Source organism: Spongiibacter sp. C9W (assembly GCF_057370015.1).
In genome coordinates this window covers 565,208-592,195 of record NZ_CM170672.1, presented here as the reverse complement: position 1 = coordinate 592,195, position 26,988 = coordinate 565,208, and the positions used below count along the sequence as shown (strand labels likewise).

The window sequence follows — 26,988 nt, the reverse complement described above, 5'->3', positions numbered from 1 at the left end:
ACAATATGGCGTCTTCGCAGAGTTTTGACCACCAGCGTTTTTTAAAGACGGTCACCCAAAAAGCGGGTGTCTATGTCATGCTCAGCGAAGCGGCCGATATTCTCTATGTCGGCAAGGCCAAAAATCTGCGAAACCGACTGAGTAGCTATTTCCGAAGCGCGGGGCTGACCAATAAAACGATGGCGTTGGTGGCGCGCATTCATCAAATTGAAGTGACGGTTACCAGCACAGAGCGAGAAGCTCTGCTGTTGGAGCAAAACTTAATTAAGCAGTACCGACCGCCCTATAACATCCTACTGCGTGACGATAAATCCTACCCCTATATCTACCTGAGCAGCGATCATCGTCATCCGCGCTTGAGCCTGCACCGCGGCAGCAAACGCGCCAAGGGCACGTATTTTGGCCCTTACCCCAGTGCCGGCGCGGTGCGCGAGAGCCTGAGCTGGCTGCAAAAAGTCTTTAAGGTCCGCCAGTGTGAGGACAGCTATTATCGCAATCGCAGCCGGCCATGTTTGCAATATCAAATTGGTCGCTGCACCGCGCCCTGCGTCGGAAAAATTTCCGATGACGAGTATCGACGCGATGTCGCCTACACAGAAATGTTCCTCAGCGGGAAAAGTGCCGATTTACAAGCCTCACTGGCCGATGAAATGGAGCGCAGTGCCGAGGCCCTGGAGTTTGAAAAAGCGGCGGAGCTGCGCGATCGCATTGGTTACCTGCAGCAAGTTCAAGCCAGCCAATGTATCGAGGGAGAAACCGGCGACCTGGATATCGTTGCCGGCGTTATCAACGCCGGACTGTGTTGCATACAGCTACTGTCGGTGCGCGGTGGACGGGTGCTTGGCAGCCGCAGTTATTTTCCCAAAAGTGCATTGGAGGAGGGCGTGCACGATCACGTCGAAGCGTTTATCGCTCAGCACTACCTGACGGGTAGCGGCGCGATGGACTTGCCGAAGGAGCTGGTACTCAATGTCGAACTCGGCGATGCTGTTTTACTGGCCAGCAGTTTAAGTGAACAAGCCGGGCGCAGTGTTTCCATCGCGCACCGGGTGCGTAGCCAGCGTGCCAAATGGTTGCAGCTGGCAATTACCGCTGCCGAGCAGAACCTGCAGAATCGCCTGGCGGCAACGGAGAGTATGGCTGGTCGTTATCGAGCCTTGCAGGAACTGCTGGATTTGGACGCGCCGCCATCGCGACTGGAGTGTTTTGATATTAGCCACAGCAGCGGCGAGGCAACGGTGGCCTCCTGCGTGGTGTTTGATGACAACGGGCCACTGAAGTCGGACTACCGCCGGATGAATATCGAGGGTATTACCGGGGGGGATGATTACGCGGCCATGAACCAGGCGCTGAGTCGCCGTTACAAGCGTATCGCCAGCGGCGAAGTTCCCAAACCTGACATCCTGTTCATCGATGGCGGCAAAGGGCAGTTGAACCAGGCGCTTAAGGTTTTGCATGAGCTCGGCATTCGCGATCTGCTGACTGTGGGGGTTGCCAAGGGCTCCGATCGCCGCGCGGGATTAGAAGTGCTGATTCGCGGCGATAATGGGCGCGAACTCAGCCTGCCAGACAACAGCCCCGCGCTGCATCTTATTCAGCATATCCGCGATGAATCGCACCGCTTTGCGATTGGTGGGCACAAAGCCCGTCGCGACAAGGCGCGCCGACAGTCGGGGTTGGAGGCGATTCCCGGCGTGGGCGTCAAGCGTCGCAGAGAGCTACTGCGCCATTTTGGCGGCTTACAAGGGGTGCGTCAGGCGAGTATCGCCGACCTGTGTCGCGTGTCGGGTATTAGCGAAAAAATTGCCCGTGATATCTATGAAGGACTGCGTAGCGCCTAGAAAAAGCCTAAAATAGCGCCAATTCAAAGAAATGAGAGCCCCATGAATATACCCAACGCCTTGACGCTATTCCGGATTGCATTGATTCCCGTGTTTGTAATCCTGTTCTATCTGGACTTTCCCGGTAGTTACATTGCAACGGCCGCGGTATTCGCAATAGCCGGCATGACCGACTGGCTCGACGGCTACCTTGCCCGCAAGCTTGAGCAGTCCACGCCGCTGGGCGCGTTTCTGGACCCTGTGGCCGACAAGCTTATGGTCGCCGTTGCCCTGGCGCTGTTGATAGAGCGCTACAACACCCTCTGGTTTACCGTGCCTGCCATCGTAATCATTGGTCGGGAAATTGTAATTTCCGCTCTGCGTGAGTGGATGGCGGAATTGGGCAAGCGCACCAGTGTGGCCGTTTCTTACTTAGGTAAAGTTAAAACGACGGCGCAAATCGTCGCCATTATCGGCCTGCTGATGATGCCGCCCGTGGAGGGCAGTTTGTGGTATCAGGCAAATATGCTGTGCTTGTATGTTGCGGCGGTATTAACCCTGTGGTCGATGTTGATCTATCTTCATGCAGCGTGGCCGGATTTGCGCGGCAAAGTGGAAGAAAACAGATAAAACTGCGATAAATCAGCAACTTTCCTTGACAGCAAGCGGCGAGAAGCTAGAATAGGCGCCTTCTTGAGTTGCCGCCCTGTAGGGCCTTGTCTGGTATCTCAAATTGCGGGAATAGCTCAGTTGGTAGAGCGCAACCTTGCCAAGGTTGAGGTCGCCGGTTCGAACCCGGTTTCCCGCTCCAATACTTGCAACTCATCGGTTCGAGTATTAAAGGCGCGGTGGCAGAGTGGTTATGCAGCGGACTGCAACTCCGTGTACGCCGGTTCGATTCCGACCCGCGCCTCCATTTTTCTTCAGATGTAATTCCCAGACATAAAAAAACGGCTGAATAATCAGCCGCTTTGTAATGTGTTTTTCCGTTTTTATCTGCAGTTAGGCGATGCCAACATGGCGGGTGTTGTCGTAGTGACCCCGGTGCGCCTGGCTAAAGTGCTCCCAGCTCATTGGCATTTTTTGGCGCCAGCGGCCGGGTAGATTGCTCAGTGGCACCGCAATGCCGTCGCTGTCACGCCAGAAAAGCCAGTCACAGTGTAAATGCGGTGTCAGGCGGCTGGCGATCTGCGCGGCCGCGGGGCTTAGCTTTACGCCGCGCAAATCACTGCGTTTCATGGTAATGGCTTCGAGTAGTGACAGATTTTCGCTCAAGGCAAACAAGATGGCGGCGCGTTCACCCCGTTCAAAGCGCGAGATCATATAACCCGTTTCTGACACATTGCTTAATGGGTCTGGCAGCAAGCTGTTAGCGGTTGCAATCCAGCCGTTTTGCTCAGCTTGCTCGGCGGAGATTTGTAAACGGTGAAAGGCGTCGTGCCGAGCGCTTGCACCGTCCATTAACTCAATGCGGTTAAGGGCTTCCGCCACATCCTTGAGAGCGACTTCCTCCAGTCGTAGGTCATAAAAGCATGTTTGTTTAAAACAGCTTAGGTCCACAAAACAATTCAGGTCTGAAAATCGCATGGTTTATCCGCCTCTGTGCTCTAACGGTTTTATTATGTCTCTGGTCTGGCGTAGGAACAAATCCAGATACGTATTTTTCCCTATTGTTACAGAAAAACGTGCAGTGTGTCTCCTTTTCTAATGGTATTGCTGCGGGTATATTGCTGCGAAATGACGCGAAAACCCCTAACTTAACTAGTGTTAAACCATATATCTGCAGAGAAGTGTGCAGTAGTCATGCGGGCTTATGTCAGCCCGTGCAGACATAGCGCCGAGGCGCTGAACACTGCGTGAATCCCTTACAGTTCCTCGACCGTCTTCGCTTTATCCTTTTCCTCGTGTTTGTGTCATACCCAGTGTGAGGGATCGGTGTTGGGGAAGCTGCGCGTAATACATTGGCTGCTTTGCGCGATTACGCTATCCAGCGCGTTGTTATTAGCGTGCTCCGAAAGCCCGGAACAGAAGCTCTCAGCGGGCGACGCACAATGGCGAGCGGACAGGTTTTATGGGCCGCGATTACGAGAATATATAGAACGGGGCAGGGCGGAGGTTTTGTTTAATTCAGAACAGCGTTTTCTGCTGCATTACCGCGCGGGAAGTCTGGCCGACGTACTTGAGCGCTTAAAACTCCACGACTACGCTGTGGAGAAGACGAATGCGACCTTTCTGCAGATTACACTGCGCCTGAACAGTGAAGAGAAGCTACATCAACTGCAACAAATCGATGCAATAACGGCGGTATCTCTCGCGCCAATGCAATCCTCAATTTCTAAATGAGACCCTGATATGACCCTAGCCCCAGCAAAAATCGGATGTGCGATCGCGGGAATACTGAGCCTGGGCATGAGCTCAGTAACATTGAGTCAGGGGGCAGACACTGCCATTAGCGAGCGATTGGGCAGCCATTTGCGGGATATGCGCGCAGGCGTCGGCCAACAAGACAGCGCCGGGCTATCGCGCTTGATGCGCAGTAGCATGGAGCAAGCGCGCTTATTCATCACGTTGCGCATCAACCCGGAGAATGTCACGGACGAGGCTTTGCGCCGCGAAATAAACAGCCTGGCGGGCGTTGATCTGCGCTATCTGAGCGACGATAGGCGCTGGGCGCGCATCAGTATTTCCAACCTGGATGTGCTCGATCAGCTTAGTCAGCAGCCGTGGCTGAGCGAGGCTAGTTTTGCCCCGCCGGCCATTCTTCGCCGTGGCGAAGCCCGAAGCCGAGCAGGCGTTGCGCTGCGTAGCGAGCAACTGGCGGCAAGCTATACCGTTGATGGCAGCGGTCAAGCGATTGGTATTATCTCAGACAGTTTCTCGCACACCAGTAATGTCCGTGACGCCAATACCACGCCAGCGGTGGGCCAGACGGGCACGTTAATGGGCAGTCGGCCGCAAGACAGTGGCGATTTGCCGCAATCCGTGGGCATCCTCGCCGATGGCAGCCGAGACGAAGGTGGGAATTTCGACGGTACGGATGAAGGCGCCGCTATGGCCGAGCTGGTGTACGACATCGCTCCCGGCGCCGATATTCTATTCCACACCGCGGGGGGCAATCGCCGCGAGTTCGCCGATGCAATCAGCAACCTTTGCAATGGTGGCGCCAGCATCGTTGTCGACGACGTTCTCTTTTTAACCGAGTCCAGCTATCAGGATGATTTGCCGGCGATCGCCGCCAGTAATTGTGTCGCCAAAGGCATTCCCTATGTCAGTGCGGTCGGTAACGACGGCGACCAAGGGCATCGCTTTGTTTATCGCGACAGCAACCGTTTGGTCGACGAAGAGGGCGGTAACCGCAACGCACCGACCGGCAGCGACCTTCACAATTGGTCGCAGAGTAGCACCGACCGTTTTATGGCGGTGACTTTGCCACCCCGGGCCTCCACGTTTGTATTGCTTAACTGGAATCAACCCAGTGCCAGTGTAAACCCAACCAACGGCGCGCAAGTCGACCTGGATCTTTACGCGACAACCCGCGCGGATATCAGTGCTCTCACCACCACAAATGCAAGCTTCTATGCGCGCGGCGCCAATACACAGGGCACCACCAATAACCCGCGTGGCGACGCCGTCGAGTTTTTATTGCTTGAAACCGGCAGTACTGCCCAGACATTTTACCTGGCTGTTGAGCATTATGCCGGCAGCCAGGGAGACATCCCGCAACAGAGTGGCGTGCCCTTGGAATTCCGGCTGCTATTTACCGGTACATCGCCTGACTCTGTTGAGTACGACTACAACGGCCCCAGTACGTGGGGGCACGCGCTTACCGCGGGCATTGCCGCGGTGGCGGCTGTGCCGTGGTGGGAGTCGCCGGAATTTGCACCCAGCCGTTACACCACCCCGGATATCGATCCCGAGCCGTTCACCTCTCGCGGTGGCAGCCAAACCATACAATTCGATTCCCAGGGTAACTACCAGCCCAGCAGCCGCAACCCGCCGGCCTTCGCCGGGGTGGATGGCAATAACACAACCTTCCTGGGTTCACCCTCTAGCAGTGCAGCCCCCGAAGACGGCGAGCCCGATGGTTTCCCCAATTTCTTCGGCACCTCGGCCGCTGCCCCCAATGTCGCTGCGGTTTTTGCGCTGATGTTGGAAGCGTTTCCGGCCGCAACGCCCGCGCAGTTAATCAGTGCCGCGCGCGATAGTGCCATTGATGTCACCGGATTTCGCGCCGTATCGGGCAACGACGATGTAACCGGCCCCGGCTTATTAAACGCCAGCGCAGCGGCCGAGCTATTAGCGCAGCGTGTTGGCGACGATGACAATACCGACGACACCCCGCCGCAAGATAATGACGGCGGCAATACCGGTGGCGGCAGCGGAGGTAGTGTCGGAGGCAGCTCCGGCGGAGGCGGTGGTGGCGGCGGGTGTTTTATCGCCACGGCCGCCTACGGTAGCTTTATTGCCGAAGATGTTGAGCTGTTGCGGGACTTCAGAGACCGCGTGCTATTGCAGTTTGGTCTTGGTAGACAATTTGTCGCCTTTTACTACCAGCACTCGCCAAAACTCGCCAACGCCATTGCCGAGCGAAAATGGGCAAAATCGGTGGTTCGTGCTGGCCTGTACCCAATGGTACTTTCTATTCGCTACCCGCTGAGCAGCGCGGCAGGCTTACTGCTGTTGCTGCTGGCGTTGCACTTCCGACGTCAAAAAAAAGCGCTGATTCAAGTGTAGAACAGCGCTAAGGCATTGTTTTTGAGGGGGGTAGGCAGTAGAATCTGCCGCCTCTACAAAAACCGCGACGGCTGCAATAGCCTCGTCGGCCTTTTGCCCGGATGGTGAAATTGGTAGACACAAGAGACTTAAAATCTCTCGACCTCACGGTCGTGCCGGTTCGATTCCGGCTCCGGGCACCAATAAAATCAATGAGTTACAGCTCTTTCTCTGTTTGCAATGATTTTTCGTTATGACCAATTAGTGCTCTGGTTGCCGTTTGTGTTTTTTTCGCATTTTTGTACCAGTTCTTCGTTTGCTTTACGTTTCTTGGAGTTGTTTAAGCGATTTTCCTTCGTGATCTACCCAGGCGGTTAGCCCGTTTGCACTTCCGCCATGTATCGTTGCAGCAGCTGAACTGGGGCTAGAAAACTCCACATCCTTTGTGAATACGTATGCGCCGTTCTGTTTTATCAGCGTACCATCTTCTATTAAACGGTTTCGCTGAGAGAGCACACTCGGCCACTTCGAGGCTGATTCACGTTCTTCTAGTACGGCTTGCGAGCCCTTAAGTACGACAATGCCATTGGGTGTTAAGTACCCGGTTGCGACTAAACCTTTTATCGCGCAGTTTAGAATCTGAGATGGCGTACTCTCTTCTTGATTGGCTGTTTTCTGCACAAAAGCCTCAACCCCTAGGACCGGCAGTACTTGCAGCATTTTCCCTAGGAAGACCTCCATGTCTTCCCTGTCTGATTCCGGGAGCCGTGCCCCACTTGCCTGGCTGTTGAGGACTACGACGCGGTCTGCTTGTCTGGCGGCATCTATCAAGCGACCTTCAATATATTTGATATGTGCTTTTGTGAGATTTTCGTCCTTTGATATGAAAAAAACGACGTTATTCCAGAAGTCCCGCGATAGGTGTTGCTTCAACCGGTCTTTCACACACTCGGCTTCGCCCACGTATATCGCGTTTTTATTTGTATCTGGTTCGATTCCGGTTAAAAAATACACCCCAGAATTTTGGCTTTCCTCCCGCGCTAGTATTTTGTCAAATTCACTTCTTGGGCCGGCTACCGCTTTGCCGGTCCAGTTTGATAGCTCTGCTGTTCGAAGCCTTTTGGGGTCCCCAGAAGCCAGAAAGATTTTTAGCGTTGCTGCAGTCACGGCTTTTCCTTGTTACTGATGCTACCTAAACCTTCAATTCGAAGGTGATTGGCATATGATCACTGAGCGGAATCCATTGCTCATACCTGCCGACCTCCAATTTCGCGCCTTTGCTGAGCGCTGAGGTCAGGAACACGTAATCAATATGATAGGGTTTTTCATGCTTTTTCTGGAGGTAGAACGTCGGCTTTGTTTCCGCCCCAGGTTTGTCCTGTGTTTGCTGGTGATACAGGCTTAGTAGTCCCATTGTTTCAAGCTCGGTGACGGTGTCAGAATGGCTCCACCATCGATCAGGCTTATCCCACTGAGCATTGCTGTTGAAGTCACCTAGAATCATCGTCCGGTCGCCAGCAAGTTCAGCTCGATGAATTTGTAGGTATTTCCAGAATTGGCCGATATATCCAAATGCTTGGCTTTCTCTTCCTTTAGTCCACACTGCGAGTGCAGTAATGCCGTTGCTTAATCTAAACGGCAAGAACAGCCTCAGATCGCTGGTGCTCCATGACAGGCTCAAGCTCGTGCTGCATAGGCCTGGGATTTTGAAGCTTCCGTGCCACTTTAGCTGTTCGACAGAATGGCCTTTTCTCGGGAATACGCCGATTCCTTTGTTTTTCGACTCTCCAATCCAGATATATTCACCTGCCCAAGTTCTGTAAGCCTGGGTCGATTGGGCGGGATCTTCACATTCTTGGATAACCAATAGGTCAGCATCAAAGCAATCTAGCGAATGGTACTTTTTCCTGAATCCGCCGTTACAATTCCATGTAATAATTTTCACTGCATATCCACGATTTCTACTTTTGGAAAGTATTTTTAGAGGATACTCCTCGGTGCGCAAATACCCCAATATCTTGAATTTAGTATTTTCGCAAAGTTGCCGGTGGGTCGTTTCTTTCTCTTCAGTAGTCTGGGTCCATATTTCTGTGGAAATGCCGTTAATATGCCCTTCAATACAAAAATACTGTCGAGGCAGACTAGTTGACGAGTAGAGACTGGGGTGGCGATATTGTTGTGTCCCAAGGGGTGGCAATTTACCGAGGTCGTGTTGGCGATAATCGTTTGCATAGCCACTGGGCGTCGCAGTTAACCATAGCGCTGGATTCTGAGCTCATTTTTGAAACGCGCGCGGGTCGGCGCAGTGCCGGGGCGGTGTATTTCTCTTCAAAGACGGAGCATCGCCTTGAGTCGGGCTTTGTCTGTTCGATCTATCTTGATCCATTGGCAGCGCCGCTTCCCGATAGCGTCGATTTTAAGCTGGTTGATGGCTGGGCGACGTTGCCATTGGATACCTTACCGGAGTGGTTATCGGGCATTGACCGAAAGACAGATTTACGGGCGCTCGTAGAGTCGGGGAACTTGCTCAGGCCACGTCAGACGATGGATCCGCGATTTGCTTTAGTCGCCGAGGAAATCAGCCAGCAGCTGGCGTTGGGACGGGATATCAGTCGAGATGCCCTGGCGGCGGTCGCGGGTTTATCTCCTAGTCGTTTTTCGCATTGGTTTGTTGAGTGTTCTGGTGTGCCACTGCGGAGCTACAAAAAATGGCTCAAGTTGAGGCTGGCGGTGGATGCGGTGTTGGCGGGCCAGCCGCCGATGGTGGCGGCAATGCAGGCCGGTTTTAGTGACCTGGCGCATATGAGCCGTGCGTTTTCAGCGTCTTTTGGCTTCACCTATTCCGATGCGATGCGCGCGATGGCGCAATCAACCTTGGTATAGCTGTTTCGTTCAATACCTCTGTCAACTCACAGAGTAGACTGGGTCTTTTAGAATAATCCGCTGCTGATAGGGGAGTGCTGGCATGAAGGTCAGAGAGGGTTTCGTTGAGTCGCATGGCCATCGCCTCGCTTATTTGGCGGTCAATGAACACTTGGCGAGCGATGATCAGCCGGCGATTATCTTTATTCATGGAGTGCTGGCCTCAGTCAATTTTTGGCGAGACTGTGTGCCTGCCAGCTTCCGTGAACAGCGCGCGTGGTATGCCTTAAGTTTGCCCGCCCATCATCCCTCTACCGTTTGCGAAAACTTCGCTTCTCAAGACCTGGATGAGCAGTGGTTTTACGACATTACCCACGGTGCAATTACCGCATTGCTAGGTAGCCGAAAGGCAATTGTTATCGGGCATTCCACTGGCGGTTTCTGCGCGTTAAATCTGGCGATTCGTCGTGCGCCGAATGTGATTGGTATTGTCAGTATTGCAGGCTTTCACAGCGGGAACTGGGGAGGAGTGGAAGGTTTGCTCGTTAAGCTAGCGGCTGCGGGAAGCTGGGCGAGAAGCCTGTTTGCGTTCAATATCTGGTTGGCCAAAAAAAGCGCATTCGTTCAGCGCCTGTTTGCCAGTTTGCTGGCCTACGACCGCCAGGCTTACCTGGCAAGCCCATTGAGTCAGAAGATGATCGACCATATTCGGCCTAATGTTCGCAGCCAAGACTCCTCAGCATTGTTTTATTTATTCCGAGGTATCAACCGTCTGGAGATTGCTGAGCAGCTGAATGACATTTCGATACCGTGCCATCTGCTTGCCGGCACTCACGACCCTGTTGTTCCAGCCGAGCAATCCCTGTTGTTGGCGGGAGCGATTAAACGGGTCAAAACGGTGGTGTTCCAAAATGTTGGTCATATGCCGTTTATGGAAGCTACCGAGGTCTGCATGGCCGCCATAGAGGGGGCTGTTAACGACATTGCATCGCAGTATCGCTGTTATCGCACCGAGGCTGATGCTCAGCTTGAAGGAGAGCGCTGATGATCGCTACGGATGGAAGCAATGTCATTGTCATCGGAGCGGGTTTTTCTGGACTGGCGGCGGCTGATGCACTCAATGCAGCGGGCCTGGCGGTAACCATTGTGGAAGCGCGTGACCGCGTGGGTGGACGAGCGCGCACGCAGCAACAGGAAAATGGTATTTGGCTGGATTATGGCGGTCAATGGCTGGGGCCCGGGCAAAACGAAATGTATGCGCTGGCAAAGCGCTTAGGCCATAGCACCTGGCCGATGTATACCGTTGGCAAGCACCGCACCTTGTTTTCCGGGCGGCTCGGGGCATATCGCGGCAGCATTCCCCTTAACTTGCCACTGCGCGCACTCTCTAGCTTAGGCTATGGCTACTTACGCTTGCTGCGCCTGATGCGAAAGGTCGACAGAAATAGCCCGTGGCTGTCGCCGAGGGCGCAGGAGCTGGATAGCCAAAGCATGGGGGAGTGGATGCGCAAACATGTGCGTCACCCCGATGCCTTCAGTGTTTTTCGTGTTGCTGTGGAAAGTATCTTCGCGGCTCACCCGGACGATATCAGCCTGCTGCATGCGCTGTTCTATTTTCGCAGTGGTGGAGGCTTTTTCTCCTTGGTGGAGTCCGAGGGCGGTGCGCAGCAAGACCGTCTGCAGAGAGGCGTGCAACCCTTGGCCGAGGCCTACGCTAAGCACCTGCGGCAGCGCGGTGTGCAGATTTTCCTGAATGCCCCTGTGTGCAGCGTCGAGCAGACGGGCAGCGCGGTAACAGTGAAAAGCGATACGCGCGAGTGGCAGGCAGCGGCAGCAGTATGCGCCGCGCCGCCAATTTTGGCGCATGACATTGTATTTACGCCGCCCTTGCCGCAGGCAAAGAAGGCGCTGCTTAACAATCTACAACCGGGCTGCGCCATTAAGTGTTTCGCTATTTATGAAACGCCATTCTGGCGCAAACAGGGTTGGTCTGGCTCGGCGGTGTCGGATGTGCCCCCAGTACATGTGTGTTTTGACGTAACGCCTCCCGACGAAACGCGCGGCATTCTTATGGGCTTTATCGAGGGGCGCGAAGGCGTTAAATACACCGAGTTGGGTGAATCGGCGCGCCGCAACGCCTTCTTGGCAGCGCTGACAAATTGGTTTGGCGATGAGGCAGCAACCCCTCTGGATTACTACGACCACAGTTGGCGGAATGATGACTGGGCGCGTGGTTGTTACGCCGGAGTTGCTGGCCCGGGCCACTGGACGTCCGTTGGGCATAGCATTCGTGCGCCGCACGAGCGGGTGTTTTGGGCGGGAACGGAAACGGCGACGCAGTGGAATGGTTATTTCGAAGGGGCGGTGCGCGCGGGGAAGCGCGCCGCTTCTCAAGTGATCGAGACTTTGTCTTAAAACGGCAAGTGATTCGCGTTAAAACGGTCGGTGATTCTCTGAGGGTATGGGTGAAAAATGCATGTAGGCACCATTAAGGAAATATGGCGTTTTCCTGTGAAGTCGATGGGCGGTGAGCGCATCAGCGCAGCAAACATTGACTATGCGGGCTTTGCAGATGATCGCACCTGGGCGATCCGCGATGACGAGACCAATGAGATTGCCACTGCTCGGCGTATTCCCAAGCTAATGATGCTAAAGGCCCGCTATCTCACTGAGCCGACCACCGGTTTTGGCCCGGTGGCGGCGTCGCGGGTAGAGATCGAATTTCCAGATGGGCGCCGCGTGAGCTCTGATGATCCCTATGCGTCGGCGATTTTGTCGATGTATCTCGGCAAACGCGTCACCTTGATACCGCGACCGGCTGCGCGAGATAAGGCTGCCTACCGCCTGACTCAGCCGATGAGCCCGCGAGAAATCCGCTATATATTGGGCATGGCAGCGGATGATCCAGACCCGGATTTTTCTTGGTTTTCGCTCAAAGTACTCACCAATTTGTCTAAGTACACAACACCGCCAGGTGCGCTCTACGATGTCTATCCGCTGCATTTCATCACAACTGCCGCGCTGGATAGCATGAATGCCATTTACCCTGAGGGAAACTTTTGCTCCCAGCGCTACCGGCCGAGTTTTGTTATCGAAACGAACCCCGAGCTAACGGGCATAGTGGAGAACAGCTGGCGCGGCCGTGACCTGCGTATCGGCGATGCCCTCATTCGCTGTAATCACCCGACTATCCGCTGTTCTATGCCCGGCACGCAGCAGCCTGGTATTCACCAAGACCCCAATGTTCCCCTCACGGTGATGCGGCATGCCGGTCAGCACCTGGGGGCGTATGCGAGCCCGCGTAACCGCGCGGGGATTCAGCTCGGTGATAGCGTTGAGCTGGTCGACCAGGCAAGCACAAAACTTTACGTCTGGTTTGATGACGTTGGGCGTCGAGTCAAGTCGCAGGTCGTTAAGGCAGGGAATCGTATTGCCCAGTGGCAGGAGCAGAAGCGCGATCCGTCGTCCGCGCTAAAATCGCCTTATCCCCGGGGATTCCATCCTTTTACTCTGGTTAAACGGGAGCAAGAATCCAGCGATATTATCTCGCTGTGGTTTCAAGACCCGGAGCGCAGCAAGCTACCGCGCTTTGTACCCGGTCAGCATATCGTGCTGGCCATACCGCAGCTTGATGGCGGCCTGGTTTATCGGCCCTACACGCTGTCCAGCCCCGGCCATCAATTGGACAGTTTTCGCATATCCGTGAAGCGCGAAGTCGGCATGGTGAGCGATGAACCGGCGGTGGGCAGAGGCTCCGGCTGGCTGCATGATCAACTCGCCGTTGGTGATAGGGTGGGGGTTAAAGATCCCAATGGGCAGTTTGGCGCCGTGCCGACAGATTCCCAACCTCTCGCGTTAATTAGTACCGGCATCGGTATTACGCCCATGCTATCGATCCTTCAGAGTGTCGCTAAAGAAAACCCCGAACGGGATGTGCACTTATTTCATGGCATTCGCGACCCGCAGGATTTTGCTTTCCAAGGTGCACTCGAGGCGCTGAAGCAGCAATTAACCAATTTCCACTTACAGCTTTATGTGACCGGGCAGGGAGGTGAGCGGCCTGTTGACAGCCATGCGGGTCGCATGACCCCTGAGAGAGTGTGCGCTGCACTACCTGATGTCGACAAATATGACGTTCTGATCTGCGGAAAACCGGCATTCAGTAAGGCTTTCCACGATGGCTTGTTAGCGTGCGGAATTGCCTCAGAACGTCTGCACTTCGAGAGTTTCGGTGCTAGCCTTGGCGTCGATGACGGCGACCAAACCGCGTATCGCATCCACTTTAGCCAGAGCGAGCAAACAGTAAACTGGAACCCTTCACAGGAGAGTTTGCTTAGCTTTGCCGAAGAGCAGGGCATTGATGCCAATTCGGGCTGTCGCTACGGCGCCTGCCAGGCTTGCGAGTGTACCTTGCTTTCCGGCGAGGTCAGCTATCCCGACGACGTTCAACCGCCGGGAGGCAAAAACAAAATCCTACTTTGCTCAGCGAGGCCAAAGTCGGACTTAACGCTAGCGCTGTAAGTTGCCGTCAATGTAGGGTTGCGAAGAGCACCGCTCTGGCTTGTTGTCGATTACAATAAGCGTGTTTTAAGAATTGCGGCTGTGCTTGGCTGAGCGCGGCCGCGTTGTTTGGGTAGCTCTAATGTGTGGTCGCTTGTTTTTTGAACACAGTGCGTCGGTTGAAATGTTAATCAGAGCACTGGGGTTTAATGACTTTAAAATGCCGTCGTTGCCCAATGTGGCACCTACTGAGGCAGTGCCCGTTGTGCATTTTCTAGAGGGACAGTTGACGATCAGCCCTATGCGTTGGTGGTTGGTGCCAAGTTGGTCAGACGGGCCAAGCACGAAGTTTGCGATGTTCAACGCCCGGATCGAGTCGGTACAGACAAGCAGGGCCTACAAGGGGCCGCTCAAATACCGGCGTGGGATTGTTCCGGCGTCAGCATTCATGGAATGGCAGACGGTAGCGGGTAAGAAGCAGCCCTATTATTTTACCGGTGACCCAAAGCCGCTGGCACTAGCGGCTATCTGGGAGGAGTGGGGCGGGGAATTACTGTCGGTATCGGTGCTCACGCAGCCTGCCGATAGCAATTTTACCCGCTATCACCCGCGTATGCCGGTTATGCTATCGGGCGAGCAAATAAACCACTCGCTCGACCACCGGCTCACGCCACAAGACGTGCTGGCGGCTGTGGCCGGCGCAAGTGTTCGGCTGTTAGCCAGGGCGGTTGATCCCCAACTCAATAATGCCCGGCTGAAGGTCTTTCCCGATTCTTTCACACCGTAGTATTCATGGCGGTCAACGCAGGCCCCACCACTGGGGCAGTAATGCCTGGATTGCGGGCCGGCTAAAGCGATCATCGATTAACTCGATAACGCCGCGATCCTCCTCGGTGCGAATCAATCTCCCTGCCGCTTGTACCACTTTTTGTATGCCGGGGTAGAGGTAGGTGTAGTCATAACCGCGGCCGTAGCGCGCTTCAAGCCGTTGCCGGAGAACTTCGTACAGGTCGTTGTGGGGAGGAAGGCCGAGGGTGGCAACAAACACGCCGATCAGCCGTTCGCCCGGTAAATCTATGCCCTCGCCAAACACCCCGCCTAATACCGCGAACCCGACACTGGGGGTGGCGTCGCTGACCTCAGTAATGAAACTGTCTCTTTCAGCGGGAGGCATGCCTGGGCGTTGGCGCAATAGCCGCAATGTAGGGGCGTGCTCTCGCAGGTATTCAAACAGGGCATTCAAGTAGTCAAAACTGCTGACATACACCAGATAATTGCCGGGGGTCGCGGTCATTTGCTGCACGATACGGTCGCAAATTGGCGCGAGTGAGTGCTGGCGCTGCTGCTGACGCGTGTTGATTGAGGTGATGAGTCTCAGGTCTATTTGCTCGCGAGAAAATGGGCTCTCCACATCCTTAAAAACTGTATCGGCGGGTAGTCCCAGCAGGTCTTGGTGGTACTGAGGAGGGGACAGGGTGGCGGAGAACAACACGGTGCAGGCGGCGGCGTCAAAGCGAGGCCGCAAATGGTCGGCGGGAATGAGGTTGTCGATACACAGTTTGCCACTTCCCCGCTTGGCTTGAAGACTACCACTTACGGTTTCAAAGCTGAGCGTACAAAGGGAGTGGTCTGCAAAGCTGTCAGCCAGGCGCAGAAAGGCGAGGGCGGTGAATAGTACCTGCTGTACATCGGCGGCGGCCGGGTGGTCAGTGAGGTAGTCGGTAATGGCGGCAATGACACTGTACAGCGCGCTATTGAGCGCCTCCGGCACCTCGTCGAGATAGTATTGGTGGTGAAGTTCGAACTCGCTGTCCTCAAGATAGGGGCGAATCAACGCGGCCCAGGCGGTTTCCAACTCAGAGAGCGGTTTGAGTAGCGGTGCCGGAACCTTGCGCACGGTGTAAAGTAACTCGGCCTCGGAAAGCTCCATGCTGTACATGCCGCGGGCCCGGTCGATAAGGTTGTGGGCTTCGTCGACCACCGGCATTACTCGCCATAGATGTTGCTGGGCCAAACTGTAGAGGAGGGCGAATTGATCAAAATAATGATTCACATCGCCCACCACAATATCTGACCAGCGCGCCATTTCCTGGGCGAGAAAGTAGCGGCAAATGTCGTGCTCTGCGGCAATGTGGCGAAGCGTTGTTTGGTCGAGACAGCGCGTCTGGGTCGCCTGCTGGCGCGCCGCGCTCAGCCTGTCGAAAAAACCATTGGCCAGGGGGCAGGAATCGCCGTGACAGGCTTTGTCTGGATGGTCACAGCTGGCTTCTTTCGCAGAGAGCTCCACGAATCGCAGGGGCACGGTGGCGTCTTGGTGGTCGAGGATGCTGCGAAGGCCATCTAAGCCGAGCTGGCGCCCGGTATTGCGATTACTCAGAAAAAACACGCGATCGAGGTCGCTGGCCGGCATAGCCTTTAGTGCCGGGAATAAAACACCGACGGTTTTTCCGATACCGGTCGGCGCTTGGAGTAACAGTGGCCTGTCGCGCCTTGCGGCCTTGTACACGTTTTCGGACAGTGCCCGTTGGCCGGTGCGAAAGTCCGGGTAGGGGAAACGCAGTGCCGCGAGGGCCTCGTCCCGCGCGTGGCGGTGTGCGGTTTCACTTTCCGCCCAGTGCCGATAGCGGTCGCAAAGTGTGGTTAAAAACTGGGTCAGTGACGCGGCCTCGAAGGTTTGCGTGTCCGGCGTTTCCTGTTCGTCGCGGACTTCAAAGTAGGTGAGCCGCAGGTCGATATTGTCGCGTTTGTCGCGCATGCACAGTAGGGCGCCGTACACTTTTAGCTGCGCCCAGTGTAAGGCTCGCCGCCCGGGTCCAATGCGGTTGATATTTCCCCGATGCGTTTTAATTTCTTCCAGATAGCATTTGTCGGGGTTAGCGTAGTAGCCGTCTACGCGCCCGCTTATCGCAATGCCCTCGCACTCCCCGGTTAACCGGTATTCCGCGACATAGGGATCGGGCCGGCGTTGTTGAACGGTGAGGTGGCCGATAATGCCCTCATCGGCGCTCGGTGCGGGGGTGTAGCGAAACTCCAGGCTGCCGCTTCGCGCGGCAAATTCGCAGAGGTTGCGCACCGATACCTCGATCATGATTTGCTCTCCCAATCGACTTCTGCAACGGATACGGGCAAACCGGCCTGAAGCATGGTTTCAATCCACAGGCGCTGATGGTCTTGCAGGCGGTCGCCGGGGCCTTTGACTTCAATCAGTTGATAGCGGCATTGGGCGGTATCGAATAACACCAGATCCGGCATACCGCGCCGGTGGTGGCGAAGATCACTGAGTAGGTGGCGGAAAACGATGCGCAAATGCTCGGCAGGAATACAGCGTAGCGCCGCTTGGACCAGCGCTTCGCTCATTGCCGGCCAGTGTATCAACGTGCAGGAAATACCGTGCTTGGCCCGCCAGATTTTCCATATTTCCTGCTGATAGGCCTTGGTTTCGAGCAAGCGTAAACGCTGGTCGATTAGTGTTTGTCGGCGAGTGACAAAATCGGCTCGAAACAAGTCGGCGGGGCCGGCCTGAAAAGGATGAAAGAAGGCGCCGGGCAATGGTTCAAATAACACCGGCCAGAACAGCAATCCAAAAAGCCCGGTGAATAAGGTGTTTTCAATGTAGAAACCGGTAAGCGCGCTATTTTCGGTAAGCGCGGTTAGCGTTGCGACCTCAACGCTGTGTTCAGATTGACGCAATAGCAGGGTCTGGCTGGGAATAGGCTGCACGCGGCGCGTCGGGCTGGGCTGACCGGCCTTGCGCCGAAGGCGATGCTGAATCCGTTGTAAGTGCAGTCGAGTTTCCGGGCGCTGCACGTTGTGAAGTGACGCATCCAAACGCGGCAGCAGTTGCTCGGGTGAGGGTGTGGATTTTTCCAACACGCGAAACTGCCTGACCAGTGCTTCTTCCAAGGGGTTGTCGCGATAGAGCTGCAGTGCGGTATCGATATCACCGCAGCGCTCAGCGTGATGGGCGAGCTGAAAGAGTAGTTTTTGTCGGCGGTGTTCCAGCCAGCTATTTGTGCTGGGACCAGGCACCTGAAGCTCATTGACGGGAACGCCCTCTGCCAGGGCAGTTTGACAGTGGTAGATGTCGAGGTAATCGTCGACGTCATTGCGGTCTGAAAACGCGCGTGATTTTGGCGTGAAGCTCACGGCCTCGTAACGCTGATAGCCCAGCTCGGCGAGCACAAATTCCGACCAGTCTTGGTAGAGGTTGCCGAAGAACATCAATCGAATTCGCTGCAATAGCGCGTCGCGAAGTAGGCTGATCGTGTTAATAGCGCCCTCGGGCCACCACTGCTGCATGGTTTGTACGGAGTGATCGGCAACCAGGGTTTGCAGAGGCGCCAGCATCTCGCTTTTGCGCAGTGTTCGTGGGCAGTCAACGCCGCGGCTGGTCAGTAATTGCAGTAATTCCGCTCGGCGGCACAGCTTGTAAACATCGTTGGCCGTTATAGACGGGTTTAGCGCCACCCAGCCAGCGTCGACCAGTGGCCGTAGCGCGTCATCGATAGACGGAATCTCTCGATAGCGCAGCGTGTCGCCACGAAATAGTGTGCCACTGCGCATGCTTAGTCTGGCGAGTAATGCGCGGCTGTGCTTCGGTAGCGCGATAAACTGGTCGAGTATCGATCGTTCTGCCGTCTCCAATAAGTCACTGTGGTGGCTGCGTACCCAGTGAATAACCGTTTCCAGATTCGCCAGGTAGTACAGCGGATCGTTCAGCGAGGCGCGCTGAATTTCTGCGTTGTGATGGCGTTTATCCGGGGGCGCTGTTTTCATAGAGGGTGTTTGTGAATGAAGCAGGGGCCTTAGCAGTTAGAGGAAAGCGACTGGCGATACTGCGTTGATCGATCTTCGCTCATCATACATTTTGTACTGTACGGGTGTACAGTGATAGACCTGAGCGGGCGGGAATGCAGCCGCGCGCCTGTGGGGCGATTAAATAAACCGTAATCCAAATCCGCGCTGTAACATCGTATACCGTAACAAACGGCTCAGTAGTGATGTGATCACCGCCGTGGCGGGTGAATTTTATCGGTGTTGGGATATCGCCAACCTATATCGGAGGGAAATGGCATTGCCGAATTCTACAAAGCGCGGGCGGCGCATCCTGGCGGCGGGGGCGCGTACCTTAGGGCGCGGCATTGTGCGCACCGTTACCCGATCAGATGCGGGGGCACACTGGGCGCGGGTAGGAGGCGACTGGTACGAAACCCTGGGGGAGCTTAAAGGTGCGGCAATGAAACTTGGCCAGCTAGCATCCCAGTATCACGATGTGCTGCCCCCGGAGTTGTCGAAGCAGTTGGCGCGGCTGCAGGCCGATGCCGCGCCGTTGCCCTGGGAGAACATCCGGGAAGTGCTTGATGGACAGTGGTCAGCGCATCAGTGGCAACTGATTGCAGAGATTGAACACGCGCCACTGGCCAGTGCCTCGATTGGTCAGGTGCATGTGGCAACACTTCGCGACGGGCGCAAAGTGGCGGTAAAAGTACGCTATCCCGGTGTTGCCGCGGCGATGGACGCTGATATTAATAACCTCGGCAGAATACTGCGGATGGCGGGCATTTTGCCCTTTGATGGCGCCAGCCTGAAGGCCGTGCTGGAAGAGGTTCGCGAGCGGATGGCCGAGGAGATGGATTACCAGCGTGAGCGAGAACATTTAGAAATTTTTGCCGGCTTGCCAAATCGCGATGGCATTATCGTTCCCGATGTCGTCACTGAGCTCTGCAGTCCATCGGTGGTAGTGACGGAGTTTGTCAGCGGTAGCGGCATTGAGGTGGCGCAACGCTGGCCTCAGGCTGTGCGCAATCGCATTGGTGAGCGCTATGTCGACTGGATGGTGGCGCAGATATTTGATCACGGTATTGTCCACGCCGATCCGCACCCCGGTAACTACAGTTTCCGCGAAGACGGCAGCATTGTTGTTTTCGATTTTGGTTGCGTGAAGCGCGTTAATCGCAAAGACCAACAACTGATTGCCGAGCAAGTGCGTGCGGTGGTTGAGCGCAATATGGCGGCGCTGCATCAATCGCTGGGTGAGATGGGAAGTTTGGCCAAGCCGGGCCGTCAGCCCTCTGCTGGCCTGGAGCGCGCATACACGGAAAGCACCGAATTTTTGCATGAGCGGATGATTGTCGAGCCGCCATTCGATTTTGCAGATCCGAGTTTTATTACCGACGCCCGGGCGATCGCGCGGCGCGCACTGCCGGTATGGGGGCAATTTAAGCCGGTTCCTGACCTGGCCTTCGTCGCTCGTTCTCTCAGTGGCGGCTACTGGTTGCTGCGCAGGCTGGAAGCGCAAGTCGATTTACGTGAGCGCATTGTGGAAATTGCAAAACGGCGCCACTAGCTAAGGTCGTTATTCAGGCTCGATTCAGGCTGAGCGCGCCACACTGGCTTCACTGTTCACTCTTGGAGTACTGCAATGAAGCCACAACTGATGGGCTGGGCGCTTTTACTTTCTACTACCTCAGGTGTTGCGACGGCCGGCCACGCTGGCGGGCATTATTCTTCTTATAGCCGCTCTCCCAATTTTTATTTATTCGGAGGCCTGGGAGCCTCTGAGTTCACCACCGATGCCGGTGATATTCGCTACAGTTTTGGCGACGGCTCACTGAGAGGTATCGAGGTGGATAACCAGTCTACCGCTGGGCGTTTTGGATTTGGGGTTGTGCTCAGTGAGGCGCTGTCGCTGGAGTTGGGTTACGCGCATTTGGGTGAGCTCAGCGCCAGAGCGCAGTCCGACGGTAGCCAGGTGTTAAATAATGGCTATGCGCCGGGGCCGGTTGCGATCGATGGCGACATAGACGGTGCGTTTTTCGGTGTGCGCTTTCATACGCCGATGTCAGAACCGGCGTCGGCCTTTTTCCGAGCGGGGATGTATGGCTGGACAATGGAGGGCTGGGTCGACGACAGCGATCGCCGCGGCCAATTCACCCTTGAGGGTAGCGACCCCTATGTGGGCGTTGGCTTTATGATGGCGTTCTCGCCCGCCGCTGCGGTATCGCTTTCCTATGACTACTATCCTCTAGAAGATGACCGCCGCTCCTTTGAGTCAGCAGCCGATGTGTTGTCACTGGATGTGGTGATGAGCTTCTAGGAAGTTACGGCTATGTAACTCGATAATAATGCATTTTCGCTGCATGTTCTGCGAATTATGAACAAGCTGTAATGGGGTTGTCAGCATCTTTTCTCCATAATCGTCGGTTATAAAAAATAGTCGTATGCTCGCTGCTGAGCATGCAGATCTAGTACGGAGAAAATATGACCAGTCTGGCATTTACGCTAAACGGTAAGGCCGTTGAACTTGATGTTGACCCGAGCACACCGCTGTTATGGGTCATTCGCGACGAGCTGGCAATGACCGGCACCAAGTTCGGTTGCGGCATGGGGCTGTGCGGCGCATGCACGGTGCACTTAAACGGCAACCCTATTCGCAGCTGTAGCTTCCCTGTTCAGGGGGCCGTAGGCCAGGCAATCACCACGATTGAAGGCTTGGTTGACGAGCAGGGTGGCCTCCACCCGGTTCAGGAAGCGTGGATCGAGCACAATGTTCCCCAGTGTGGATATTGCCAGTCCGGTCAAATTATGTCGGCGGTGGCCTTGTTGGAAAGCAATCCGCAACCGAGCGATGCCGATATCGATGCGGCCATGTCCGGTAATATCTGCCGTTGTGGTACGTATTCAAAAATTCGCGCGGCGATTCACACTGCGGCGGCGGGCGTGCAACATTATGACCCCCAGGCAAATAATGCGGAGGTGGCGTCATGAGTATTCGTCGTCGCCGTTTTATCCAAGGCAGTGCCGCCGTCGGCGGGTCTCTGGTTCTAGGCGTTAATCTCACCGGTTGCGGGCCAACGCCGCTGCCGCATGCCGCGTCAGCAGACCTTCAACCCAATGCGTTTTTGCAGCTGAGTCCCGACGGGCAGATAACCTTGCAGCTGCACAAATCGGAAATGGGTCAGGGAACCTACACAGGAATGGCGACGATGGCCGCCGAAGAGCTGAATATGCCGCCAAGCATGCTGCATATCGAACAAGCTCAATTCCACCCGGATTTTATCGACCCCGATTTCTACGTAATGCTTACCGGTGGCAGCTCATCGATTCGCACCAGTTTTGAGCCCTTGCGTAAAGCTGCCGCCAGCCTTGCGTATTTGCTGCGCAGCGCCGCGGCGGAGCAGGCGGGCGTGGATATTGCAACAGTGATGTTGCGCGATGGAAATGTTTATATCGGTGATTTAGAGGTTAAGCCGGCCAGCCTGATTGATCGGGCTCGTCAACAAGAATTACCCGAGGAGGTGCCGCTCAAAGCCGCGCGCGACTACCGTTTTATTGGCAAGCACAATGCGCGCTTAGACGCTCGGGCAAAAGTGACAGGGCAGGCCGACTTCGGTCTTGATGCCCAGTATCCTGGCGCGCTGAGCGCCGTGCTGGTGCGCTGTCCACATTTTGGCGGCAGCTTAAAAAGCTTTGATGCCAGCGCTGCCTTGTCCAGCCCCGGTGTTGAGCAGGTGCTTGAAGTCGACGGTGCCGTGGCGGTATTGGCCGGTAATTATTGGCAAGCGCGCCAGGCGGCAAACAAAATCAGCGTTGAGTGGAACAAGGGGCCACTGGCTGGTGTGAGTAGCCGAGCACTGCGCGCCCAGCGTCACGAGCTGGCAAAGACTGAAGAAGGCAAACAAGTTGAAGAGGTCGGCGAGGCAAGTGCCGCGGTAGGGGAGCGCTTTGAAGCTTTCTACGACGTGCCACTGTTGGCACACGCCACTATGGAGCCGATGAATGCGCTGGCCGTTGCCAGTGACGATGGCATAGAAATCTGGTCTGGTATGCAGGGTGTGCAGTTGGCACTTGATGCGGTAGAGCGTGCCACCGGGATCGAGCGTTCGCGGATTCGTCTGCATAACCACTTTTTAGGTGGTGGCTTTGGGCGACGCATTCAAAATGACTATGTGGTTGAAGCAGCGCGTATTGCCCAACTTTCTGGTAAGCCTGTGCGACTGGTATGGAGTCGTGAAGACGACACTCGCCACGATTTTTATCGCCCCAACTCTACGGCATTGATGGCCGCGACCATCGATGGCGACAGCGTAAGCAGCGTACAGATCAAAGCGGTGGCGCCGAGTATTTTTGGTCAGTTTTTACCGGTGATGACCCGCAGTTTGTTACCGAGCTGGTTGCCATCGGGTGTACACGACGGCATTGGCAGCATGGCGGCGGGCTCAGACCCCGCGGCAACGGAAGGTTTGATTCACACGCCCTACAACTTCGCTTACAAGCGCAGTAACTACGTGATGCAGGATGTCTCTGCGCCGCTGGGTTACTGGCGCTCAGTGGGCCATTCGCAGAATGCGTTCTTTATGGAAGGCTTTATCGACGAACTGGCTCACCAAACCAACAAAAATCCGCTGGATTTTCGTCTGGCCAATATGGATCCGGAGTCTCGCCACTTTGCGGTGTTGAGCAAGGCCGCTGAGCTGGCTGATTGGGGTAACCCGCCTGCCGGTCAGTATCAGGGCTTAGCGGTGCATGAATCCTTTGGCAGTGTGGTGGCAGAAGTGGTGAATGTGTCAGCTGACGGTGGGCGCATTCGGTTGCACAAGGTGACGTGTGTTGTCGACTGCGGCCAAGTGATTAACCCGGATATCGTCGTTGGGCAGATGCAAAGCGGCATTAACTTTGGTTTGACGGCGGCCTTGAAAGGCGAAATCACCCTTGAGGACGGCGCCGTCCAGCAGAGTAACTTCCACGATTATCAGTTGCTGCGGATTAACGAATCCCCAGAAATTGACGTTCATATACTGCCGAGTACCAACCCGCCCAGCGGCGTCGGTGAGCCAGGTACGCCACCCGTGGCACCCGCGCTGGCCAATGCCATTTTTGCGGCGACCGGGCAGCGTCTGCGCGAGCTTCCTTTGCGTTTGAGCTAAGTCTGCAGTGAACTGATAAAGGCTAATTAAACCGCCGCCGCTTTGGCGGCGTGTTTAGCTGCATCTTCGCCAATCTTCTGCCAAACTGGTGTTTTTGCCTCTCTTCACGGCAACGATGGACCGTATCTATGAGTTCCGAATCCCAAAACCCTATTCGTTATCCCTTCTCTCAGGCGCCTGCTAAAGGGGAGTGGATTGAAGTTGCGCCCGGCGTCTTTTGGTTGCAGATGGCGCTGCCCATGGCCTTGGATCACATTAATTTATATGTGCTGGACGACGGCGACGGTTGGTATATCGTCGATACCGGCATGAAAACAGGGGATACCCAGGAGCGCTGGCAGCTATTGTTCGACGGCCCGATGGCGGGCAAGCCGCTCAAGGGGGTTATCTGTACCCATATGCACCCCGATCATATTGGTCAGGCGGGTTGGCTTTGCCGCGAGCACCGCGTGCCCCTGTATATGAGCTTTGGCGAATATATCAGCTCGCGCGTGTTTAGCTCGATGGGGCAGGGTGATCTGGAATGGACCACTGAGCGCTATTTTCAGAACGCCGGCATTCCCGCAGACGTCATCGAGAAAATGCGCAATAAATTCCGCGGCTTCGGCAATATCGTTGAGCCAATGCCCAAGGCCTACCAGCGCCTGAGAGACGGTCAAACGCTAAAGATTGGTGGCCGACGATGGCAGGTAATGACAGGCAGCGGGCATTCGCCAGAGCACGTCAGTCTGTTTTCTGCCGACGACAAACTGCTGCTTTCCGGCGACCAAATTATTCCGCGCATCACGTCAAATGTTAGCGTGATGCCCAGCGAGCCAGAGGCCAACCCCCTCGCAGACTGGTTTGCCGCCCTCACGCGCTTTCGTGAAGCATTGCCTGCCGACACCTTAGTGATGCCCGCCCATAACGCGCCGTTCTACGGCGTGCATTACCGCTTGGAGTATTTGATTGATCATCACAAGGGGCACTTGGCGGCTGTGGAGAAGGCCTGTGAACAGCCCAAATGTGCCATTGAGCTTTTCGATGTTTTGTTCGCGCGCAAGGTCGAGATGAGCCAATTAACGCTGGCCCTCGGTGAGTCCATTGCCCACCTGCATTACTTGTATTACCAGGGGCGCTTACAGCGGTATCTCGACGAGCACGGCGTTTATCGCTACAGCAGTTTAGACCCGGATGGCAGCCCTTACTCGCGCTGCCCGCATCAGCCCGATGATGGCCCGATGGAGGTATAGAAATGAGCGATTGTATTTTTTGCCAAATTGTTGCGGGCCAACTTCCCTGCCACGAAGTGTATCGCGATGATCAGTTACTGTGTTTTATGGATATCGCACCGGCCAGTAATGGCCACTGCTTGATAATTCCGCATGAGCACCACGATGACATTTTTACCATGTCAGACACTTTGCTGGCGGCAGTAAATCAGTTTGCCGGTCGTCTTGCGCCCATTTTAAAGGCGCACTGCCAAGCAGAGGGTATTGGTGTCCATCAGTTAAACGGCGCCGCTGCCGGGCAAACCGTTTTTCATTACCACATGCATTTGATTCCGGCGTTTCCGGGGCAGAGCATTCAAATACACGGTCGCGCCCAAGGTGATTCTCAGCAATTAGCTGCTAACGCGGCGGCGTTACGTGAGGCGCTGGCCGCGGGTAATTGACCGATTTTGTCCATGCGCTGGCGTCTAATGCTATTGAGGCGATGATGCCTTGCCCCGAGAATGTGTGCACACAACGAAAACAAGGAGCCATGCCATGCCAATGCCCAGTGACGTCAAGGTAGTCGACCTGATGCTGAGTGTGCCCGGCGAAGACAATAGCCAGTGGTACGAGTTTATGAAGCCACTGCTGATGGACGAAGAGAGCCGCAATCTGTTCAAGATGCCCGCTCAGTACATGTTTAAAGACATTCCGGATACCGGCAAGAAAGAAGATTACATCGCTTACACCATCGAGCAGATGGATAAGCACAATATCGAAATTGCCATGACCGGCATCGACGACCACAACGAAGTCGCCAAGGAAGCGCTGCGCCGTCATCCCGACCGCTTTATTTGCAGCTACGAAGCCAACCCCAACAACGGCATGGAAGAAGTGCGTAAAATCGTGCGGCTGCACGAAGAGTACGGCATTAAGGCCGTTACGGGCTTCGCCTCTGGCCTGTGTCCGCAAGTGCCTTACAACGACAAAAAATGGTATCCGATCTACGCCAAACTGGTAGAGCTGGATATTCCGTTCTGTCCCTGTGTGGGCGTGCCCGGGCCGCGTCTGCCCATGGCTCCGCAAAAAGTGGAGCTGCTGGACGAAATTTGCTGGTTCTTCCCCGAGCTGAAAGTGGTCATGCGTCACGGCGCCGAGCCCTGGGAAAAACTGGCGTGGAAGCTCATGCTCAAGTACCCCAACCTGTACTACATGACCACCGCGTTTGCGCCCAAGCACTACCCGGAAGAAATCATCAAGTTCGCCAACACCCGTGGCGCCGACAAGGTGATGTACGCGGGCTACTTCCCCATGGGGCTGTCACTGGACCGCATCTTCAAAGATCTGCCCAATGTCCCGCTGAAAGACGAAGTATGGCCGAAGTTCCTGAGCGAAAACGCACGCCGTGTGTTCAAGCTCGACTGATTCACCCGCTTGGGTCATGCGCGATAAAACGGCAGTCACTAGACTGCCGTTTTTCGTTGTACTGGCGTTATATTTTTAAAGATAACAATAAGAGGGCATTGCCGTGAGCTTGAGCTTGCAAGAGATTTCTGACCGCCTTGAAATACAGGACCTGCTATTCCATTACGCCGATATTATCGACCGGCAGGCGGCCGACGAGCTGCGTGACGTGTTCACGCCGGACGCGGCGATAGACTACAGCGCTTTTGGTGGCGCAGTGGGTGATGTGGAGACCACAATCGCATTTTTGAAGGAAGCGCTGCCTGCTTTCAGTAATACCCAACACCTGAACGCGAACATTCAGATACGCGTTGACGGTGACCGGGCAACCGGGCGGGTAATGTGCTTTAACCCGATGGAAATGCCACTGGGTGAAGAGAGCCAAGTATTTATGCTGGGCCTCTGGTACGTAGATGAATACCGCCGTGGCGACAATGGTTGGCAAATTTCCAGCCGCCGTGAAGAGCGCAGCTGGGTATTTAATGTGCCCGACTTTATGGCCTTGTAAGA

General features: G+C 55.3%; 22 protein-coding genes and 3 tRNA genes. 20 read left to right on the top strand and 5 right to left on the bottom strand.

What is annotated here, in order from left to right:
* The first annotated feature begins 5 nt into the window (after positions 1 to 5).
* The 4 genes from uvrC to AC2Q8J_RS02810 all read left to right on the top strand — a co-directional run bounded on the left by uvrC (position 6) and on the right by AC2Q8J_RS02810 (position 2,736).
* Positions 6 to 1,841 carry an excinuclease ABC subunit UvrC gene (uvrC, locus tag AC2Q8J_RS02825; RefSeq protein WP_486452044.1) on the top strand — a complete coding sequence of 612 codons (1,836 nt, stop codon included), beginning with the start codon at positions 6 to 8 and terminating at the stop codon, positions 1,839 to 1,841.
* Between the two features lie 42 nt (positions 1,842 to 1,883).
* On the top strand, positions 1,884 to 2,450 hold the full coding sequence (pgsA, locus tag AC2Q8J_RS02820; RefSeq protein WP_286694176.1) for a CDP-diacylglycerol--glycerol-3-phosphate 3-phosphatidyltransferase: 567 nt from the start codon (positions 1,884 to 1,886) through the stop codon (positions 2,448 to 2,450).
* 105 nt (positions 2,451 to 2,555) lie between these two features.
* Positions 2,556 to 2,631, top strand: a tRNA-Gly gene (locus AC2Q8J_RS02815).
* A gap of 31 nt (positions 2,632 to 2,662) precedes the next feature.
* Positions 2,663 to 2,736 (top strand) — tRNA-Cys (locus tag AC2Q8J_RS02810).
* An 86-nt stretch (positions 2,737 to 2,822) separates the two neighbouring features.
* Here the strand turns inward: AC2Q8J_RS02810 and AC2Q8J_RS02805 are convergent.
* Positions 2,823 to 3,407 (bottom strand): hypothetical protein, encoded by a 585-nt coding sequence (locus tag AC2Q8J_RS02805; protein ID WP_286838136.1) that lies wholly within the window; start codon positions 3,405 to 3,407, stop codon positions 2,823 to 2,825.
* Between the two features lie 531 nt (positions 3,408 to 3,938).
* Between AC2Q8J_RS02805 and AC2Q8J_RS02800 the strand changes: the two genes are divergently transcribed.
* The 3 genes from AC2Q8J_RS02800 to AC2Q8J_RS02790 all read left to right on the top strand — a co-directional run bounded on the left by AC2Q8J_RS02800 (position 3,939) and on the right by AC2Q8J_RS02790 (position 6,736).
* Entirely contained in the window at positions 3,939 to 4,163 is a 225-nt protein-coding gene (locus AC2Q8J_RS02800; RefSeq protein WP_486452043.1) for a hypothetical protein, read from the top strand.
* Positions 4,164 to 4,229: 66 nt separating this feature from the next.
* Positions 4,230 to 6,554 (top strand): S8 family peptidase, encoded by a 2,325-nt coding sequence (locus tag AC2Q8J_RS02795; protein WP_486452042.1) that lies wholly within the window; start codon positions 4,230 to 4,232, stop codon positions 6,552 to 6,554.
* A 95-nt stretch (positions 6,555 to 6,649) separates the two neighbouring features.
* Positions 6,650 to 6,736: transfer RNA gene (locus tag AC2Q8J_RS02790), tRNA-Leu, on the top strand.
* 118 nt (positions 6,737 to 6,854) lie between these two features.
* Here the strand turns inward: AC2Q8J_RS02790 and AC2Q8J_RS02785 are convergent.
* Together AC2Q8J_RS02785 and AC2Q8J_RS02780 are read right to left on the bottom strand one after the other, a co-directional pair.
* On the bottom strand, positions 6,855 to 7,700 hold the full coding sequence (locus AC2Q8J_RS02785; RefSeq protein ID WP_486452041.1) for a GIY-YIG nuclease family protein: 846 nt from the start codon (positions 7,698 to 7,700) through the stop codon (positions 6,855 to 6,857).
* Between the two features lie 25 nt (positions 7,701 to 7,725).
* Complete coding sequence (locus AC2Q8J_RS02780; protein WP_486452040.1) at positions 7,726 to 8,478, bottom strand: endonuclease/exonuclease/phosphatase family protein; 753 nt, start codon at positions 8,476 to 8,478, stop codon at positions 7,726 to 7,728.
* A 200-nt stretch (positions 8,479 to 8,678) separates the two neighbouring features.
* On the opposite strand from AC2Q8J_RS02780, the gene AC2Q8J_RS02775 reads away from it, so the two are divergent.
* From AC2Q8J_RS02775 to AC2Q8J_RS02755, 5 genes are all read left to right on the top strand, one after another.
* Positions 8,679 to 9,416 (top strand): helix-turn-helix domain-containing protein, encoded by a 738-nt coding sequence (locus AC2Q8J_RS02775; protein ID WP_486452039.1) that lies wholly within the window; start codon positions 8,679 to 8,681, stop codon positions 9,414 to 9,416.
* 82 nt (positions 9,417 to 9,498) lie between these two features.
* A complete protein-coding gene (locus tag AC2Q8J_RS02770) occupies positions 9,499 to 10,440 on the top strand; it encodes an alpha/beta fold hydrolase (protein ID WP_486452038.1) in 942 nt (313 codons plus the stop codon).
* Positions 10,440 to 11,810 carry a flavin monoamine oxidase family protein gene (locus AC2Q8J_RS02765; RefSeq protein ID WP_486452037.1) on the top strand — a complete coding sequence of 457 codons (1,371 nt, stop codon included), beginning with the start codon at positions 10,440 to 10,442 and terminating at the stop codon, positions 11,808 to 11,810. The genes AC2Q8J_RS02770 and AC2Q8J_RS02765 overlap by 1 nt, the downstream gene beginning before the upstream one ends.
* Before the next feature lie 57 nt (positions 11,811 to 11,867).
* A complete protein-coding gene (locus tag AC2Q8J_RS02760; RefSeq protein WP_486452036.1) occupies positions 11,868 to 13,916 on the top strand; it encodes an MOSC N-terminal beta barrel domain-containing protein in 2,049 nt (682 codons plus the stop codon).
* Positions 13,917 to 14,037: 121 nt separating this feature from the next.
* Entirely contained in the window at positions 14,038 to 14,682 is a 645-nt protein-coding gene (locus tag AC2Q8J_RS02755; protein WP_486452035.1) for an SOS response-associated peptidase, read from the top strand.
* A 12-nt stretch (positions 14,683 to 14,694) separates the two neighbouring features.
* Here AC2Q8J_RS02755 and AC2Q8J_RS02750 read toward each other — a convergent pair whose 3' ends face one another.
* Entirely contained in the window at positions 14,695 to 16,983 is a 2,289-nt protein-coding gene (locus tag AC2Q8J_RS02750) for an ATP-dependent DNA helicase (RefSeq protein ID WP_486452034.1), read from the bottom strand.
* Positions 16,980 to 18,671, bottom strand: coding sequence for a VRR-NUC domain-containing protein (locus AC2Q8J_RS02745; RefSeq protein ID WP_486452033.1), 1,692 nt, complete (start codon positions 18,669 to 18,671; stop codon positions 16,980 to 16,982). The genes AC2Q8J_RS02750 and AC2Q8J_RS02745 overlap by 4 nt, the downstream gene beginning before the upstream one ends.
* Positions 18,672 to 18,969: 298 nt before the next feature.
* Here AC2Q8J_RS02745 and AC2Q8J_RS02740 point away from each other — a divergent pair, with 298 nt between their 5' ends.
* The 8 genes from AC2Q8J_RS02740 (at position 18,970) to AC2Q8J_RS02705 (ending at position 26,986) form a co-directional block, all read left to right on the top strand.
* Entirely contained in the window at positions 18,970 to 20,241 is a 1,272-nt protein-coding gene (locus tag AC2Q8J_RS02740) for an ABC1 kinase family protein (RefSeq protein WP_486452032.1), read from the top strand.
* Positions 20,242 to 20,316: 75 nt separating this feature from the next.
* On the top strand, positions 20,317 to 20,991 hold the full coding sequence (locus tag AC2Q8J_RS02735; RefSeq protein ID WP_486452031.1) for a porin family protein: 675 nt from the start codon (positions 20,317 to 20,319) through the stop codon (positions 20,989 to 20,991).
* Between the two features lie 164 nt (positions 20,992 to 21,155).
* Entirely contained in the window at positions 21,156 to 21,662 is a 507-nt protein-coding gene (locus tag AC2Q8J_RS02730) for a (2Fe-2S)-binding protein (protein ID WP_288363656.1), read from the top strand.
* Entirely contained in the window at positions 21,659 to 23,821 is a 2,163-nt protein-coding gene (locus tag AC2Q8J_RS02725; RefSeq protein ID WP_288363657.1) for a xanthine dehydrogenase family protein molybdopterin-binding subunit, read from the top strand. Before AC2Q8J_RS02730 ends, AC2Q8J_RS02725 begins: the two co-directional genes overlap by 4 nt.
* A 128-nt stretch (positions 23,822 to 23,949) precedes the next feature.
* Positions 23,950 to 25,053: an MBL fold metallo-hydrolase gene (locus AC2Q8J_RS02720; RefSeq protein WP_288363659.1), complete on the top strand. Its 1,104-nt coding sequence runs from the start codon at positions 23,950 to 23,952 to the stop codon at positions 25,051 to 25,053.
* 2 nt (positions 25,054 to 25,055) lie between these two features.
* Positions 25,056 to 25,475, top strand: coding sequence for an HIT family protein (locus tag AC2Q8J_RS02715; RefSeq protein WP_486452030.1), 420 nt, complete (start codon positions 25,056 to 25,058; stop codon positions 25,473 to 25,475).
* A gap of 94 nt (positions 25,476 to 25,569) precedes the next feature.
* Positions 25,570 to 26,439 (top strand): amidohydrolase family protein, encoded by an 870-nt coding sequence (locus tag AC2Q8J_RS02710; protein WP_027872561.1) that lies wholly within the window; start codon positions 25,570 to 25,572, stop codon positions 26,437 to 26,439.
* Between the two features lie 103 nt (positions 26,440 to 26,542).
* Positions 26,543 to 26,986 (top strand): nuclear transport factor 2 family protein, encoded by a 444-nt coding sequence (locus AC2Q8J_RS02705; protein ID WP_486452029.1) that lies wholly within the window; start codon positions 26,543 to 26,545, stop codon positions 26,984 to 26,986.
* Positions 26,987 to 26,988: the final 2 nt, after the last annotated feature.

What these genes read in the sequence shown, in the direction of transcription:
- AC2Q8J_RS02755 (WP_486452035.1), top strand. Translation starts at nt 14,038, where the DNA reads ATGTGTGGTCGCTTGTTTTTTGAACACAGTGCGTCGGTTGAAATGTTA.
- AC2Q8J_RS02750 (WP_486452034.1), bottom strand. Translation starts at nt 16,983, where the DNA reads ATGATCGAGGTATCGGTGCGCAACCTCTGCGAATTTGCCGCGCGAAGC.
- AC2Q8J_RS02805 (WP_286838136.1), bottom strand. Translation starts at nt 3,407, where the DNA reads ATGCGATTTTCAGACCTGAATTGTTTTGTGGACCTAAGCTGTTTTAAA.
- AC2Q8J_RS02760 (WP_486452036.1), top strand. Translation starts at nt 11,868, where the DNA reads ATGCATGTAGGCACCATTAAGGAAATATGGCGTTTTCCTGTGAAGTCG.
- pgsA (WP_286694176.1), top strand. Translation starts at nt 1,884, where the DNA reads ATGAATATACCCAACGCCTTGACGCTATTCCGGATTGCATTGATTCCC.
- uvrC (WP_486452044.1), top strand. Translation starts at nt 6, where the DNA reads ATGGCGTCTTCGCAGAGTTTTGACCACCAGCGTTTTTTAAAGACGGTC.
- AC2Q8J_RS02720 (WP_288363659.1), top strand. Translation starts at nt 23,950, where the DNA reads ATGAGTTCCGAATCCCAAAACCCTATTCGTTATCCCTTCTCTCAGGCG.
- AC2Q8J_RS02795 (WP_486452042.1), top strand. Translation starts at nt 4,230, where the DNA reads ATGAGCTCAGTAACATTGAGTCAGGGGGCAGACACTGCCATTAGCGAG.
- AC2Q8J_RS02745 (WP_486452033.1), bottom strand. Translation starts at nt 18,671, where the DNA reads ATGAAAACAGCGCCCCCGGATAAACGCCATCACAACGCAGAAATTCAG.
- AC2Q8J_RS02730 (WP_288363656.1), top strand. Translation starts at nt 21,156, where the DNA reads ATGACCAGTCTGGCATTTACGCTAAACGGTAAGGCCGTTGAACTTGAT.
- AC2Q8J_RS02715 (WP_486452030.1), top strand. Translation starts at nt 25,056, where the DNA reads ATGAGCGATTGTATTTTTTGCCAAATTGTTGCGGGCCAACTTCCCTGC.
- AC2Q8J_RS02765 (WP_486452037.1), top strand. Translation starts at nt 10,440, where the DNA reads ATGATCGCTACGGATGGAAGCAATGTCATTGTCATCGGAGCGGGTTTT.
- AC2Q8J_RS02710 (WP_027872561.1), top strand. Translation starts at nt 25,570, where the DNA reads ATGCCAATGCCCAGTGACGTCAAGGTAGTCGACCTGATGCTGAGTGTG.
- AC2Q8J_RS02725 (WP_288363657.1), top strand. Translation starts at nt 21,659, where the DNA reads ATGAGTATTCGTCGTCGCCGTTTTATCCAAGGCAGTGCCGCCGTCGGC.
- AC2Q8J_RS02735 (WP_486452031.1), top strand. Translation starts at nt 20,317, where the DNA reads ATGAAGCCACAACTGATGGGCTGGGCGCTTTTACTTTCTACTACCTCA.
- AC2Q8J_RS02770 (WP_486452038.1), top strand. Translation starts at nt 9,499, where the DNA reads ATGAAGGTCAGAGAGGGTTTCGTTGAGTCGCATGGCCATCGCCTCGCT.